General features: G+C 69.0%; 16 protein-coding genes. 10 read left to right on the forward strand and 6 right to left on the reverse strand.

The window, feature by feature from the left end; translation table 11 throughout:
- The first annotated feature begins 61 nt into the window (after positions 1-61).
- The 8 genes from AC07R7_RS25535 (at position 62) to msrA (ending at position 9,116) form a co-directional block, all read left to right on the forward strand.
- The gene (locus AC07R7_RS25535) at positions 62-331 is read left to right on the forward strand and encodes a hypothetical protein (protein ID WP_494637147.1); all 270 of its coding nucleotides are present in this window, start codon (positions 62-64) and stop codon (positions 329-331) included.
- A gap of 231 nt (positions 332-562) precedes the next feature.
- Positions 563-1,246 (forward strand): response regulator, encoded by a 684-nt coding sequence (locus AC07R7_RS25540; protein WP_492888849.1) that lies wholly within the window; start codon positions 563-565, stop codon positions 1,244-1,246.
- Complete coding sequence (locus AC07R7_RS25545) at positions 1,233-3,161, forward strand: sensor histidine kinase (RefSeq protein ID WP_494637150.1); 1,929 nt, start codon at positions 1,233-1,235, stop codon at positions 3,159-3,161. The genes AC07R7_RS25540 and AC07R7_RS25545 overlap by 14 nt, the downstream gene beginning before the upstream one ends.
- Positions 3,162-3,253: 92 nt before the next feature.
- Positions 3,254-3,856, forward strand: coding sequence for an RNA polymerase sigma factor (locus tag AC07R7_RS25550; RefSeq protein WP_125159703.1), 603 nt, complete (start codon positions 3,254-3,256; stop codon positions 3,854-3,856).
- On the forward strand, positions 3,825-4,781 hold the full coding sequence (locus tag AC07R7_RS25555) for a FecR family protein (RefSeq protein WP_494637152.1): 957 nt from the start codon (positions 3,825-3,827) through the stop codon (positions 4,779-4,781). Before AC07R7_RS25550 ends, AC07R7_RS25555 begins: the two co-directional genes overlap by 32 nt.
- Positions 4,782-4,868: 87 nt before the next feature.
- Positions 4,869-7,256 carry a TonB-dependent receptor gene (locus AC07R7_RS25560; RefSeq protein WP_494637154.1) on the forward strand — a complete coding sequence of 796 codons (2,388 nt, stop codon included), beginning with the start codon at positions 4,869-4,871 and terminating at the stop codon, positions 7,254-7,256.
- Between the two features lie 3 nt (positions 7,257-7,259).
- Positions 7,260-8,453 carry a ComEC/Rec2 family competence protein gene (locus AC07R7_RS25565; protein ID WP_494637156.1) on the forward strand — a complete coding sequence of 398 codons (1,194 nt, stop codon included), beginning with the start codon at positions 7,260-7,262 and terminating at the stop codon, positions 8,451-8,453.
- Between the two features lie 144 nt (positions 8,454-8,597).
- On the forward strand, positions 8,598-9,116 hold the full coding sequence (msrA, locus tag AC07R7_RS25570; protein ID WP_492841735.1) for a peptide-methionine (S)-S-oxide reductase MsrA: 519 nt from the start codon (positions 8,598-8,600) through the stop codon (positions 9,114-9,116).
- Between the two features lie 67 nt (positions 9,117-9,183).
- On the opposite strand, the gene AC07R7_RS25575 is transcribed toward msrA, so the two are convergent.
- The 6 genes from AC07R7_RS25575 to AC07R7_RS25600 form a co-directional block, all read right to left on the reverse strand.
- Positions 9,184-9,831, reverse strand: coding sequence for a hypothetical protein (locus AC07R7_RS25575; RefSeq protein ID WP_494637159.1), 648 nt, complete (start codon positions 9,829-9,831; stop codon positions 9,184-9,186).
- Between the two features lie 40 nt (positions 9,832-9,871).
- Positions 9,872-10,429 carry a hypothetical protein gene (locus AC07R7_RS25580; protein ID WP_492895576.1) on the reverse strand — a complete coding sequence of 186 codons (558 nt, stop codon included), beginning with the start codon at positions 10,427-10,429 and terminating at the stop codon, positions 9,872-9,874.
- A gap of 11 nt (positions 10,430-10,440) precedes the next feature.
- On the reverse strand, positions 10,441-10,587 hold the full coding sequence (locus AC07R7_RS25585; protein ID WP_494637161.1) for a hypothetical protein: 147 nt from the start codon (positions 10,585-10,587) through the stop codon (positions 10,441-10,443).
- On the reverse strand, positions 10,584-10,721 hold the full coding sequence (locus tag AC07R7_RS25590) for a hypothetical protein (protein WP_492841727.1): 138 nt from the start codon (positions 10,719-10,721) through the stop codon (positions 10,584-10,586). The genes AC07R7_RS25585 and AC07R7_RS25590 overlap by 4 nt, the downstream gene beginning before the upstream one ends.
- Before the next feature lie 72 nt (positions 10,722-10,793).
- Entirely contained in the window at positions 10,794-11,309 is a 516-nt protein-coding gene (locus tag AC07R7_RS25595) for a c-type cytochrome (protein ID WP_492841725.1), read from the reverse strand.
- 48 nt (positions 11,310-11,357) lie between these two features.
- On the reverse strand, positions 11,358-12,161 hold the full coding sequence (locus tag AC07R7_RS25600; RefSeq protein WP_492841723.1) for a universal stress protein: 804 nt from the start codon (positions 12,159-12,161) through the stop codon (positions 11,358-11,360).
- A 236-nt stretch (positions 12,162-12,397) separates the two neighbouring features.
- Between AC07R7_RS25600 and AC07R7_RS25605 the strand changes: the two genes are divergently transcribed.
- Entirely contained in the window at positions 12,398-13,066 is a 669-nt protein-coding gene (locus AC07R7_RS25605) for a helix-turn-helix domain-containing protein (RefSeq protein WP_492888838.1), read from the forward strand.
- 18 nt (positions 13,067-13,084) lie between these two features.
- Positions 13,085-13,618, forward strand: a complete 534-nt coding sequence (locus AC07R7_RS25610) for a pyridoxamine 5'-phosphate oxidase family protein (RefSeq protein WP_492888837.1) — start codon at positions 13,085-13,087, stop codon at positions 13,616-13,618.
- The last annotated feature ends 16 nt before the right edge of the window (positions 13,619-13,634 follow it).

Here is a 13,634-nt window from a genome sequence, read left to right on the forward strand (position 1 = left end):
ACGTATCAAAGCCAGGAACCGGATCCGGGAGGACTGTGTGTCCGCGCATCCGGAGAGTTTCATGTCGGCCAAGTCTCGCTTCATCGTTCCGGTCGTCGGCGCGACCGCCTTGGTCGCGTGGACGATCGCCCTGGCCCAGGCCCTGCCGCGCCTGCTGGCGGGTCCGCTTTGCAGCAGCCGCCAGGACGTTTGGTCCATGGCGGGCCATTGTCCGGCCTGCTACGTCGCCGCGGCCTTGACCCTCGCCTTTGGAATCGGTCTGGCGCTGGCGCGACCAAAAGCCGCCCCCGTCGGATTTCTCGCTCGACGCCGAGCCCTCGTCCCAGGCTGATTGGCGAGGAGCGCCGGTCGTGTCGGCGCCCCTCGCTTTTCGCGCCCCACCGCGCTGATCGACGGTCGCTTCTCGCGACGCTTTCGACACGGTCTAGTTGCCGGGTGAAGCGGAGCGGCGCAATCTCGCGCCTGTCGCAAGATGTGATGACGACAGACGAGGCCAGGTCTGCGATGGCTTGCGCCGCAAGCCATCGTGCGAGGAACGGGCGCGGGAAACGGGGACGCCGGGATGAGCATCGAAGCCGCGTCGTCGACGCCGCTCCAGATCGTCCTGGTCGAGGACGACGTCGCCTTCCAGGACGCCTTTCGCACCGCCCTGGCCGTCGCGCCGGATCTGTCAATCGCCGGCGTGGCCGCCACGGCGGCCGAAGCGCGCGCCCGCCTGGCGGGCCAACCGGCCGACGTGCTGATCGTGGATCTGGGTCTCCCCGACGGCTCGGGCGTCGACGTCATCCGCGAGGCCCACGCCCGCTGGCCCGCCTGCGCGATCATGGTCGCGACCACCTTCGCCGATGAGCGCCACGTCATCGCCTCGATCGAGGCCGGGGCCAGCGGCTATCTGCTCAAGGACAGTCCCCTGCCGACCATCGCCGAGGACATCCGCGTGCTGCATGCTGGCGGCAGCCCGATCAGCCCGCGCATCGCCCGCCAGGTGCTGATGCGCTTCCGGCCCGACGAACGTCCGGCCCAAGAAGCCGAGACCGTCGAAAGGAGCGGCGTCCCCAGCCTGTCCGAACGCGAAAAGGAAACGCTGCAGCTGATCACCCGCGGCTTCTCGTTCGACGAGATCGCCGAGCTGATGGGCGTGTCCCGCAACACCGTGCTGACCTTCGTGCGACGGATCTACGCCAAGCTGGAGGTCCGCTCCAAGACGGAGGCGGTGTTCGAGGCCCGCGCCCATGGTCTCCTCTAGGCCGGCGGGGACCGCACGCCCGTGGTTTCCATGGGCGGCCTGGATCCTGGCGGGACTTCTCGCCCTGGGGGTCGCCTTCGTCATCGAGTCGCGCGCCGGCGGCGAGCGAATCACCGCCGCGCGCATGACGATCACCGATACGGTCGGCTACCAGCCGCCGCCGGCGACCGTTCCGTCGAACCTCCGGGCCAGCGGCCGGACCGTGGTCATGCCCCACGCGCCGGCGCCGCTCTGGGCGCCGACAGCCGATACCGCGCCCCAGCGCATCGCCACGCGCGTCACCTGGTATTCTCTGCAAGTCCCGCCCCTGCCCGACGACGGCCGCCAGCTCTATCTCTATGTGCCCCGCTGGAAGTCCGACGGCACGCTGGCGATCTACGCGGATGGCCAGCTGATCCATCAGTCGCACGCCAATCTGCAATGGAACGGCTCCAACGAGCCGCTGATGATCAGCCTGCCGCGCACCGAGGTCTCACATCCGCCCCGGACGCTGGACGTCCGACTGCAGCATGTGCGCGGCATCGGCGGCGCGTTCTCGTCGGTCTGGATCGGCAACTATCGTCAGCTGGCTCCGCGCTACGCCATCCGGGAGATCCTGCAGGTCCAGCTGTCGTCCTTCTCGTCCTTCGCGTTCCTGGCGACCGGCGTCTTCGCCCTGTTCGTCTGGTTCAGCCGCCGCGGCGAGCCGATCTACCTGCTCTACTTCATGACCTCCGTCGTGGTCTTCCTGCGGATGCTGCACACCTTCGTCGGCGTGCATCCGCTGATCGTTTCCGACGCCTGGTTCGGCTGGATCACCGTGATCTCGCCGTACTGGATGATCGTGGTGCTGCACCTGTTCGTCACCGAGCTGCACGGCCGGCGCCAGCCGCTGCTGACGGGCGTGGCGCTGCTCAACGGCGGGTTCTGGACGATCGCCACCCTGCCCGGCCTGCTGGATCCCACCCTGCTTTCGGCGCCCGTTTATGCCAACTTGCTGGTCCTGGGGCTGATCGTGGCCTTCAACGGCGTGCGCCAGTCGATTCGGTTCAAGTCGCGCGACGCCCTGCTGCTGTCGGTCTGGTGCCTCGTCACCGTGCTCTCGGGCGTCTACGACCTGGCGCTGCAGCAGAACATCGTCAGCATCGAGAGCGTGTTCGTCAGCAACTTCACCGGCGTCGGGTTCACGGTGCTGTTCTGGTACATCATGTTCAGCCGCTATATCGAGGCGCTGGAGACGGCCACCCGGGCCAAGGCCGATCTGGCGCGACGCCTGACCCAGCGCGAAGCCGAGCTGACCGCCAGCCACCAGCGGCTGCGCGAGATCGAGAACCGCGAGCTGCTGCACCAGGAACGCCAACGGCTGATGCAGGACATGCACGACGGCCTGGGCTCGACCCTGGTCACCGCTCTGCGGGCCTTCGAGGGCGATCGCGCCGCCGACCTGGACGCCGTCGCCCTGCTGCGCGGCTGCATCGACGACCTGAAGCTGACCATCGACTCTATGGAGCCGGTCGAGACCGATCTGCTCCTGCTGCTGGCCACCCTGCGCTTCCGCCTGCAGCCGCGGCTCGAGGCCAGCGGCCTGAAGCTGACCTGGGACGCCGGCGAGGTCCCGCCCCTGGAATGGCTGGACCAGCGTCACGCACTGCACATCCTGCGCATCCTGCAGGAGACCTTCGCCAACATCCTCAAGCACGCCGGGGCGCGAGAAGTCGCGCTGTCGGTGCGGACCGAGGACGGCCACGTGCTGGTGCGCGTGCGGGACGACGGTCGCGGCTTCGATCCGGCCCTGCCCGTCACCGGCCGGGGATTGGCCAACCAGCGACGCCGCGCCGAGGCGATCGGCGGCCGGGTCATCTGGGAGCCCGCCCCGGCCGGCGCCTGCCTGCTCCTGATGCTGCCGGTGCGAAAGACTGTCACGAAAGACGGTTAGCAGCAGCAAAGCAGGATGGACGACCCATGGCCGCTTGCCGCGTCGCCGATCGTCGTCTCTCAATCCCCGTCTGGAAAGTCGCGCCCCGAGCCATGCCTGCGATCACACCCGAACGGTCCCGATGGTTCGCGCGCAACATCCTGCCGCACGAGCATGTCCTGCGCGGCTGGCTTAACCGCCGACTCGCGCCCGGCCTGGACGCCGACGACGTCATTCAGGAGGCCTATACGATCCTGGTCTCCAAGGAGAGCGTCGAGGACGTCCAGAATCCCAAGGCCTATCTCTTCCAGGTCGCCTATTCGCTGCTGGTGCGCCACGTGCAGCGCAGTCGTATCGTCTCGATACGCGCCGTCGCCGATCTGGAGCGCCTGGACCTGCCCGCGGAGATGGCCTCGCCCGAGCAGGTGCTGATCGACCGCGACGAGCTGCATCGGCTGGCCGAAGCCATCGCCGAGATGCCCAAGAAGACCCAGGAGGCGTTCATCCTGCGCCGCGTGCAGGGCCTCTCGCAGCGCGAGATCGCCGCGCGCATGGGCGTGTCCGAAAACACGGTTGAAAAGCACATCGTCAAGGGCATCCGCCTGTTGATCGATCGCTTTGGACGTGGCGGAAAACGCGCGCTCGGCGCATCTAGGAACGACGACACGGGAACGAGTGGCCTTGATGGCGGAGCGAGAGACAAGTCGGGCGGTTGACGACGCGGCGGCGGCTTGGGCCGGACGCATCGATCGCGGCCCCTTGTCGACCGCCGACAACGCCGAGCTTGAAACCTGGCTCTCCGGCGATCCGCGCCGGCTCGGCGCCCTGGCCCGCGCCCAGGCGCTGTACGACGGCAGCGACGCCGCCCGCGCGCTGGGCCCGCAATTCGATCCCGCGCCATTCAAGGCCAAGTCCGCCGTTCGGCCATCGCGCCGGAACCTGATCGGCTGGGGCGGCGGCGCGGTGGCCGCCGGTCTGGTCGCCGGGGTCGGGGCGCTGGGCGTGTCCAGCTACGGCTCTCGCGCCTATGCGTCCCAGCGGGGCGAGGTCCGTCTGATCCCGCTTGAGGACGGCTCGGCCATCACCCTCAACACCGACAGCAAGATCCGCGTCCGCCAGCGCAGGGTCGAACTCGTTCGCGGCGAGGCTCTGTTCGAGGTAGCCAAGGGCGAGCAGCCGTTCGTCGTCTCGGCGGACGCCCTGTCCGTCATGGCGACCACCGCCGCCTTCGTCGTCAAGGCGATCGCCGGCGAGCCGGTGTCGGTGGTGGTGCGCGAGGGTCGGATCAGCGTCACAGACCGTCGCGGCCGCCTGCAACTCGGCGCCAACCAGCAGATGGACGCCTCCCCCAAGCAGACCCAGGTCGAGACGGTCGCGCCGGCGGCGCTGGTGCGGCGACTGGCCTGGCGAGAGGGCAAGATCGCCTTCGAGGGAGAGACCATGGCTCAGGCCGCCCGCGAGTTCGCTCGCTATAGCGACATGCGGCTGATCATCGAAGACCCGACCCTGGCCCAGGAACCGATCAGCGGTCTCTTCGCGGCCAACGACCCGGTCAGCTTCGCGCGATCGGCCTCGCAGGCCTTCGGCGCGCGGCTGGATATCGAGGGGCGCACCGTTCGCCTGGGCCGGCGTCCTACGTAAAAAGTTTCGAGACACATGGCGGAGACGTCGCCGCGACGTCTCTTGGCCTCGGAAATCGCGCCGCGACGGGCGCGCGAGAGGGGCGACATGGCTTTGAACAAGACGAAAGCGATTCTGGCCGGCGGCGTGGCCGCCCTGGCGCTGTGCATCGGCGGCCCGGCATCGGCCCAGCAGCGGACCTTCAAGGTGCCCGCGCAGGACGCGGTCAGCGCCATCCCGCAGTTCGCCCGGCAGGCCGGCGTGCAGATCTTCGCCCCGGCCGCGCAGCTGAAGGGCGTGCGCACCGTGGCCATCGACGGCCAGATGGACCTGCATGAGGCGCTGCGGAAGCTGATCGCCGGAACCGGCCTGGAGATCGCGGCCGACGACGGTCGCGTCATCACACTGCGCGTGGCGCGTCCTGCCAGCGCCACGGGCGATGTGGCCGCCGAGCCCACCGCGCTGGACACCATCATCGTCACCGCCCAGAAGCGCGAGGAAGCCGCCCAGGGGGTGCCGATTTCGCTGACGGCCTTCTCGAGCCGCGCCGTCGAGACCTATCGCCTGGAAACTCTGCGAGACATCTCGCGCTTGACGCCGGGCCTGCTGGTGTCGTCGTTCAGCCAGTCCAGCCCGACCATCGCCATTCGAGGCGCGACCAACACCTTCACCCAGATCGGCGCCAACAAGCCGGTGGCCGTGGTCATCGACGACCTGTTCATCCCCCGCAACAGCGCCGCGACTTTCGAGCTTTATGGCCTGAACTCGGTGCAGGTGCTGAAGGGCCCGCAAGGCACGCTGTTCGGCCGCAACGTCACCGGCGGGGCCATCGTGCTGGACACCGGCAAGCCGGCGTTTGACGACACGGCGGGCTCGGTGCGGATCGGCGGCGGCGACTATGACCTTAAGCAGGTCGACGGCCGTGTGGACATCCCCGTCGGCGAGACGGTCGCCCTGCGCCTGGCCGGTTCGCTCAAACAGCACGACGGCTATGGCAAGGACCGCCTGACCGGGCGCGAGCAGGACGATCTCGACAGCCGCAGCCTCCGCGCCCAGGCCCGTCTGCGCGCCAACGACGACGTCGAGGTGCTGCTGGGTGCAGACTACGCGCAGGACCACAATGGCGGCCGCACCCTGTCGTCCAAGGCGGCCGGTTCGGACGGCGACCGCCGCACGTCCGAGCTTGGCTACAATCAGGACTTCGCGCGAAACCAGTGGGGCGCCTCGGGGCGGGTCTACTGGAACGCGCCGGTCGGCCAAGTCACCTCCGTCACCGGCTATCGTTGGTCGCAGTCGGGCGAGGACTATTCGGGCACCGGCGTCGGCTACGCCTTCCTGACCGGAACCAACACCCAGTCAGTCAATCGCGACGTCGACGATGTCGGCCTGTTCTCGCAGGAGATCCGCTGGGCCAGCCCGAAGTGGGAGCGCGGCGACCTGGTGGCCGGCGTCTATTTCGCCGACGAGGACGCCAAGCGCCAGCTGCGCACGCGCGGCTTGGCCGCCGTCACCGGCGTGGCCTCCTCAGACGTCCTGACGGACCAGGCGGTGAAAACCAGGAGCTACGCCGCCTTCGTGGATGGCACGGTCCATCTGCCAGCCGCCTTCGACCTGACCCTGGGCGCCCGATATACCCACGACGAGAAGACCGCCGACCTCGTCCGCACCGACTTCGTCCGCCCCGCGACCGGCAGTTTCACCGCTCACGGCCTGAAGGCCGACTGGAGCGAGGTGACGCCCCGCGCGGTGCTGAGCTGGACGCCGCGCGAGGACCTCAAGGTCTATGGCAGCGTCACGCGCGGCTACACGGCCGGCGGCTTCAACACCGACGCGGCGGTGATCTCGGCCCTGACCCAGCCGTTCGAACCCGAGACCGTCACCAACTACGAACTGGGCGTGAAATCCCAGTGGCTGGCCGACACCCTGCGGGTCAACGCCTCGGTCTTTCACATGAACTACAAGGACAAGCAGGAGCTGTTCTTCAACAACCTGACCCGTGTCCTGACCATCACCAACGCCGGCCAGGCCACGGTGAAGGGCGCGGAACTGGAAGTGACGTGGCGGCCGCTGCCCTGGCTGAACCTGATGGCGAACTACGGACTGCTCGACACGGTCTACGACAACTTCGTCATTCCGGGCGGGGCGGTGAACACCGGCCATCCGCTGGGCTCGTCGCCGCGAAACAAGGGCGCCCTGGCCGCCGACGTCCGCATCCCGCTGAACGGCAAGGGCTATGTCACCGGCGCGCTGAGCTGGGCCTATACCGACGGCTACTATACCGGCGCCACCAAGGATCCGAACCTGCACATCGACAGCTACGCCCTGACCAATCTGTCGCTGGGTTATGAAAGCCAGGATGGCCGCTGGGCGTTGACGGCCTGGGCCAAGAACCTGGGCGATGTCGACTACCTGCTGACCCCGTCCACCCAGGGCGTGCTGGCCGAATATCTTGGCGAGGCGCGCACGGTCGGCGTCATGCTGTCGGCGAAGTTCTAGGCGGTGGCGGCCGCCCGTTTCACCCGTCGCGGCCTGCTGCTCGGCGCGGCCGCGCTGGCCGCCGCCGCGCCCTTGCCCGAGGACGACGCCGTCGGCCAGCCGCTGCGCCCCTGGCGGCGCGGCGGGCTGGACATCCACCACATCGCCACCGGTCGGGGCGACTCGACGCTGATCATCGGGCCGGACGGCTCCAGCCTGATGATCGACGCCGGCGCCTCGAGCACGCCGCCGCCGGCCAGCCTGGACATCCGTCCAGGTCCGGAACGTCGCGCCGGCGAGTGGATCGGCCGTTACGCCCGCCGGCATCTGGCGGCGACGGGCGAGCCGAAGCTCGACGCCTTCCTGGTCAGTCATCTGCATCCAGACCACATCGATGGCCTGTACGATGTCGCCGGCCTGCTGCGCATCGGCGTCCTGGTCGATCGCGCCTATCCCGACTACGCCTATCCCACGGTCTCGGACGCGCCATTCGCCAGGGCCTATGTCGCCTTCGTCCACGAGCGGGCCCGGACCAGCGGCCGTGTCGAGCGCTTCCGCGTGGGCGCCGCCGATCAGCTCATGCTGCCCGACGCGGAGATCCGCAACCTGGCCGCCAATGGCGAGGTCTGGACCGGGCGTGGGACCAAGACCCGCCACCTGTTCCCACCGATCGACAGCCTGGCCAAGGACGACATTCCCGACGAGAACGCCTGCTCGGCCGCCGTCCGCCTGCGCTACGGCGCGTTCGGCTATTTCGCGGCCGGAGACCTGACCAGCAACAGCTTCGACGGAACCCTGCCCTGGCGCGACGTCGAGACCCTGGCCGCCCAGGCCGCCGACCAGGTCGACGTCGCCGTCGCCGCCCATCACGGCATGTTCGACGCGACCGGCGCCGACGTCGTACGGGCGCTGAAACCTCGCGCCTGGGTCATTCCCGGCTGGCACGCCGCGCATCCCAGCACCGACGCGCTGGAGCGAATGCTGAGCCAACGCCTCTATGCCGGTCCGCGCGACATCTTCGCCACCGGGCTCTCGCCCGCCAACGAACTGGCCCACAAGTGGCTGACCGACCGCCTGGCCGCGCGCGGCGGCCACGTCGTGGTCCGCGTCGCCCCGGGCGGGGCCAGTTATCGCGTGGTCGTCACCGACAATCGTGACGAGCGCGATCACGTCATTTCGCGGTCGGGTCCTTGGCCGGCTGGACGGGCTGACGGTTGATCCGCGCCTTATCGAAGTTCAGCCCTCCCTATGGCGGCTGAATCGCCGCGGAGCGTCCGATCCTGGACATCTCCGCATCCATCCCCACTTGCTAGGGCGTCGCGTCAGGCGCGCGACGCTCTCAGCTCTTGAAGGGACTTCGCCATGGACGCCAAGCTCGAAACCGCCATCCTGGCCGGCGGCTGCTTCTGGGGCGTCCAGGATCTCCTGCGCCGATATCCGGGCGTCGTCGCGACCCGCGTCGGCTATTCCGGCGGCGATACGCCCAACGCCACCTACCGCAATCATGGCGACCACGCCGAGGCCATCGAGATCCAGTTCGATCCGGCCCTGATCAGCTATCGCCAGCTTCTGGAGTTTTTCTTCCAGATCCACGATCCGACGACGCTGAACCGGCAGGGCAACGACCTTGGCCGCAGCTATCGCTCGGCGATCTTCTACACGTCCGACGACCAGCGTCGCGTGGCGGTGGAGACGATCGCCGATGTCGACGCGTCAGGCCTCTGGCCCGGCAAGGCCGTGACCGAAGTCGAGCCCGCCGGGGACTTCTGGGAAGCCGAACCCGAGCACCAGGACTACCTGGAGCGGATCCCCAATGGCTATACCTGCCACTTCATCCGCCCGGGCTGGCGCCTGCCGCGCCGCGAAAGCGCCGCGAGCTGATCCTTCAAGCACGGCCGGCGGCGCGCCTCTTGAGACCGCCGCCGCGCGGCTCACGCGCCCACTTTCCTCACGCCGTGTCCGCTCGCGGCGAGGCCTCGCTGACGGGGGTCTCGGGATCGAAACCGCCAAGGGGCAGTCCCGCGCGTCGCGCGACGCTGATGAAGGCGCTCCGGCATCCCAGGGCGTCGATATTGGCTTCCTGCACGCCGGACCAGGCGCCGAACAGGTCTGGTCGGGCGGGCGAGATCGGCGAGGCGACCCGATCCAGGGCCCCCGCGAGGCGGGCGTGGGCGTCGCCTTCGACCAGATAGACGCTCTGACAACGCTCGATCGCGGCGTCGAACGCGGCGCGCGTCGCGCTATCGGCGGCGGGCGGGGCGCGCAGGGACGACAGGCTAAGGCCCGCGGCGCGGCAGGCGTCCTGGGCGCGTAGCACCGACTGTGACGGGACGATCGGGTTGGACGGCGCCGGGGTCGCCCGAGCCACCGCCTCCACCGCGGCGTCGCAGGGCGCGATGATCGCCAGCAGCCGTCGCCAGGTCGCCCAGGTCTGGGCGCGCAGCACTGGCGACAACGAGGCTTCCGGGTTCGAGGCGTGAGGGATGTCGCGTCCCGCTGGGGGCGGCCAACCCACGGCGATCAACGCGACCAAGGCCGCGGCCGTCAGGACGAGCCGATGGGACGGCCGCCAGCGCCGGGTGCGCGAGACGCTCAACTCGGCGCCGTCTCCAGGGCGGCGGCTAGGCAGGACTGCCTCACGGCCACGCGCGGCGGCGCGCCATCAGCGCCAGGGGCAGCGCCGCCAGGTTGAGCGCGACGGCCAGGGTGGCCGCCAGGGCCCCCCAGGCCGGAGCGCCGCGCAGCGCCAGCAACGCCAAGGCGAGCGGTCCGGCCAGGCTGGCCAAGACCATGCCACGCGCGGACCATCCCGCGATCGTGGCCGGCGCGCCGATCGCCAGCAGCGCGAGAGCCTGGATCAGCGCGGCGACCAAGGCCAGGATCCTCAAGTCCGGAACGACCTGGACCGCGACGAAGGCTAACAGGGCCCCGAACACACCGGTGACGAGGCTCCAGATCATCACGGACCACACCGCGCCGGTCTGGTGCGCGCCCCAGATTCCCAACACGGCGCCGAACAACAGACAGCTGGGCAGATAGATCCCGGCGACTTCGCCGAGGAAGGGCGCGGCCAGGCAGAGCACGGGGAAGATCCAGCGCAGCGCCCCACCGCCGGCGGGCGGCCTGACGCGCGGCGCCGCACGGTCGTGCGTCCGGGCTCTATGGAGCGGCCATCTGATCCCGAAAGCGTCCATCGAACCGTCTCCTAGAGTCCGGCGCCCGGCGCGATCGCCGGCTCGTGATAGGGACGGCGCAGGCGATCGAGGTTCTGGCAGCTGGCGAGCGACACCACGCCGATGACCACCGCGAGGGCCAGGATCGCCACCCAAGACCTGCGGGACGCCGGCCTCATGGCCGTCTCCGATCGCGTCGCATGACCGGCCCCTCGCCCGCCGTCGCGATCAACAGGATCATGCTCGCGATCGTGGTCAGGGCAAAAAGGCCGACGATGTCGAGAAGCAGGAAGGTCGTTTGCAGCATGCTCATGGTCCGAGCCTCCGAATGTCGGCAGTCTCGCGCGATCGCGCGCGAGGAATTTGACGTCGCGCAATCGCGCCTTCAGATGCCTGGTCGAACGATGTCAGCGTTTCCGGACCGGCCGGACCCGCAGCGACGGCAGGGCGCGGGACGTGAGCCGATACGCGGATCCAAGCCGCGCAAATAGGCTTTGAGATCGGCGATCTGATCATCGTCCAGCTTGGCCATCGGCATGCGGGGATGACTTCGCGGCGAGCCCTCTTCCGGCGGCTGGCTGGGAGCGAGCATGCCCTCGGCGAGGATCGCGTCGAGACGGCCGGGGCGGTAGCGGGTGAACAGGCGCGGGAATGGCGGCGCGTCCGGCAAAGGGCTCGCGCCTTGGGCGATGGCGTGACACTGCCCACAATAGCGCTGCGCCAGACGCTGACCGTTGATCTGGTCGCCCGAAGGGGCGTGGGCGGCCGACACGGGCTGGGCTTGCGGGGACGAGATCGGCGCGCCCCAGGCGCACAAGACCAGAAACGCCGCGGCGAACGACAGGCTCGCGCCCCGCTCCGCAGCCGAAGGCGGCCACGCATCTGAACATCCCGCAGGCATGCTCGCCTCCCTCACTGCAAAAAAAGGATCGTGATGGCGAAGGGCCGCTTAGCGCCCCAACACCAGGGGCAGCTGGGCCGCGTCGAGCATGCGACGGGTCACCCCGCCGAAGAGCTCTTCGCGCATCCGGCCGTGGCCGAAGGCGCCCATCACGCAATAACCCACCCCAGCGGCTTCGCAGGCCGTCAGGATCAGCGCGTCGGGCGTGGCGCCGTCGGCGGCGACCTGCTCGATCGTCGCGTGGACATCATGGCGTGACAGGTAGGCGGCCGCCGCCTCGACTGGCGCGGCCCGGGTCGGGCCATCCTCGACGACGAACAAGGTGACCGATTGCGCCAAGCGCAGCAGGGGAACGCTGGCGCGCAAGGTCGCCATGCAAGGCTCCGAGCCATCCCACGCGACCAGGGCCGGAAGGTTCGGATTGAAGCCGCGCGCGTCGTCCGGCACAGCGACCACGGGGCAACTGGCCTGGGTCACGACAGAGGCCACCACGCCTCGGCGATCCACCGCCATCATCGTGTCCCGCTTGCAGTTGACCACGATGACGTCGGCCAGCCCGGCTTGGCGCATCAGGCATTGGGTGAAGTCGCCCGTCGCGTCGATCCAGTCCCAGGCGACACCCTCGCCGGCCAGTCGCGCTTCCAGAGCGACCCGATTGATCGTCTCGGCCTCGCGCTCCTCCTCCAGGATCATCGCCTGCGCCGCGCCGCCGATATCGCCGGCGAAATCAGGGATGGGCGTGACATCAACGCAGGTCAGGTGGCCTTCGAGCGCGCGGGTCAGATCGAGCGCCGCCTGTAGACGGGCCTCCTGTCCGGCGTCGGCATGCACTAGCAACAGCACCGTCTTCATGGCCGCCTCCATTGGATCAATGGGAGCAAAGCTAGAAAAACGGAAACAGGGTCGGTATGAGGGATTATACGGATGCTGGCGCGCACGCGTGTCCGTCGCGGCTTTTTCCGCCTCCTCGGCCCTTTTTTCTTCGACGCACGGAGCGGAAGAGCAAACGGTCATTCTAAGTACTGTTCCCAATGGCCGGTTGACCAGGCCCGCCCTATCCCTGTCCCCACGCAGCAGGGAGAGCCGTCATGTCGATGCCCGCGTTCCTACGTTCCGCCGATACGCCCAGCATATCCCCGCTGTTCGCCCCCACGGCCGACATGTTCGGCGACATGGGCGTCAGCATGAGCTTCGCCTGCGGCGAAGAAATCTACGCTCAAGGCGAAGAAACCGATCTCGTCTATCAGGTGCAGAGCGGCGCGGTGCGCGCCTCGCGCCTGACCAGCGACGGCCGCCGTCAGATCGCCGGGTTCTATTATCCGGGCGATCTCTTCGGCCTGGAAACCGGGCCCGCGCACCTATCCTCGGCCGAGGCCCTGGGGCCGACCCGCGTCCTGGTCGTCCGGCGCTCGGCCATGCGCTATCACGGCGAGGCCGGCCATGGCCTGGAACGGGCCATCTGGCGCGCGACCGGCTCGGAGCTGGAACGGGCGCACGAGCACATGATGCTTCTGGCTCGCAAGAGCGCCCTGGAGAAGGTCGCCGGCTTCCTCTCCGACCTCGCCGCCCGCCAACCGGCGGCGTGGAACGAACTGGCGATGAGCCGCCAGGACATCGCCGACCATCTGGGCCTGAGCATCGAGACCGTGTCGCGCATGTTCAGTCAGTTGCAGGACGAGGGTCTCATCGTCCTGGAGGGTTGCCGGCGCTTTCGCGTGATGTCCCACGCGCGGCTCGCCAAGCGCGCCGCGCTCTAACCCCGCTTGGAGGATCCCATGCCGACGCCTCCGCCCCTGCCCGCACCCCCGCCGCTGGATCCCCAGACGGCCAAGACGCGCATCGCTGAACTCCTGACCCGTTCGCGGCTGATGACCATCGCCACGCTCCGGCCCGATGGCTGGCCTCAGGCCACTGTGGTCAACTATGTCGCAGAAGGCCTGTCGCTCTTCTTCGTGGTGAGCCGCCACAGCCAGAAGCTGGCCAATATCGCGCGCGACGGGCGGGTGGCGATCGCGCTGGCCACGGACGGCGCCGGTCCGCCGGTCGGGCTCTCGATGGCCGCGCATGTCATCGAGGTGAACGACCCAACCAAGATTGACCGCCTGAACCAACGAATTTGGGGCGCGGCGCATGATCAGCCCTTCACGCCCCACCCGGCCGGACGCGACATCGCGCTGCTGGAGGCCCGGCCGACGGTGCTCTCGCTGATCGACTATCAGGCGCTCGGCGCGGTCGCCCAGCATTTCACCGTGCACGAGGACTGGCGCCTGGAAGCGACGCCGGGGCCCGCCGAAACGCCCGCCCCGTGACCGCATCCTTCTGACC

It is taken from the genome of Caulobacter sp. GW821-FHT05F04, assembly GCF_059419665.1.

Coding starts and splice junctions, on each gene's coding strand:
- AC07R7_RS25535 (WP_494637147.1), top strand. CDS start 62: ATGTCGGCCAAGTCTCGCTTCATCGTTCCGGTCGTCGGCGCGACCGCC.
- AC07R7_RS25540 (WP_492888849.1), top strand. CDS start 563: ATGAGCATCGAAGCCGCGTCGTCGACGCCGCTCCAGATCGTCCTGGTC.
- AC07R7_RS25545 (WP_494637150.1), top strand. CDS start 1,233: ATGGTCTCCTCTAGGCCGGCGGGGACCGCACGCCCGTGGTTTCCATGG.
- AC07R7_RS25550 (WP_125159703.1), top strand. CDS start 3,254: ATGCCTGCGATCACACCCGAACGGTCCCGATGGTTCGCGCGCAACATC.
- AC07R7_RS25555 (WP_494637152.1), top strand. CDS start 3,825: ATGGCGGAGCGAGAGACAAGTCGGGCGGTTGACGACGCGGCGGCGGCT.
- AC07R7_RS25560 (WP_494637154.1), top strand. CDS start 4,869: ATGGCTTTGAACAAGACGAAAGCGATTCTGGCCGGCGGCGTGGCCGCC.
- msrA (WP_492841735.1), top strand. CDS start 8,598: ATGGACGCCAAGCTCGAAACCGCCATCCTGGCCGGCGGCTGCTTCTGG.
- AC07R7_RS25580 (WP_492895576.1), bottom strand. CDS start 10,429: ATGGACGCTTTCGGGATCAGATGGCCGCTCCATAGAGCCCGGACGCAC.
- AC07R7_RS25585 (WP_494637161.1), bottom strand. CDS start 10,587: ATGAGGCCGGCGTCCCGCAGGTCTTGGGTGGCGATCCTGGCCCTCGCG.
- AC07R7_RS25590 (WP_492841727.1), bottom strand. CDS start 10,721: ATGAGCATGCTGCAAACGACCTTCCTGCTTCTCGACATCGTCGGCCTT.
- AC07R7_RS25595 (WP_492841725.1), bottom strand. CDS start 11,309: ATGCCTGCGGGATGTTCAGATGCGTGGCCGCCTTCGGCTGCGGAGCGG.
- AC07R7_RS25600 (WP_492841723.1), bottom strand. CDS start 12,161: ATGAAGACGGTGCTGTTGCTAGTGCATGCCGACGCCGGACAGGAGGCC.
- AC07R7_RS25605 (WP_492888838.1), top strand. CDS start 12,398: ATGTCGATGCCCGCGTTCCTACGTTCCGCCGATACGCCCAGCATATCC.
- AC07R7_RS25610 (WP_492888837.1), top strand. CDS start 13,085: ATGCCGACGCCTCCGCCCCTGCCCGCACCCCCGCCGCTGGATCCCCAG.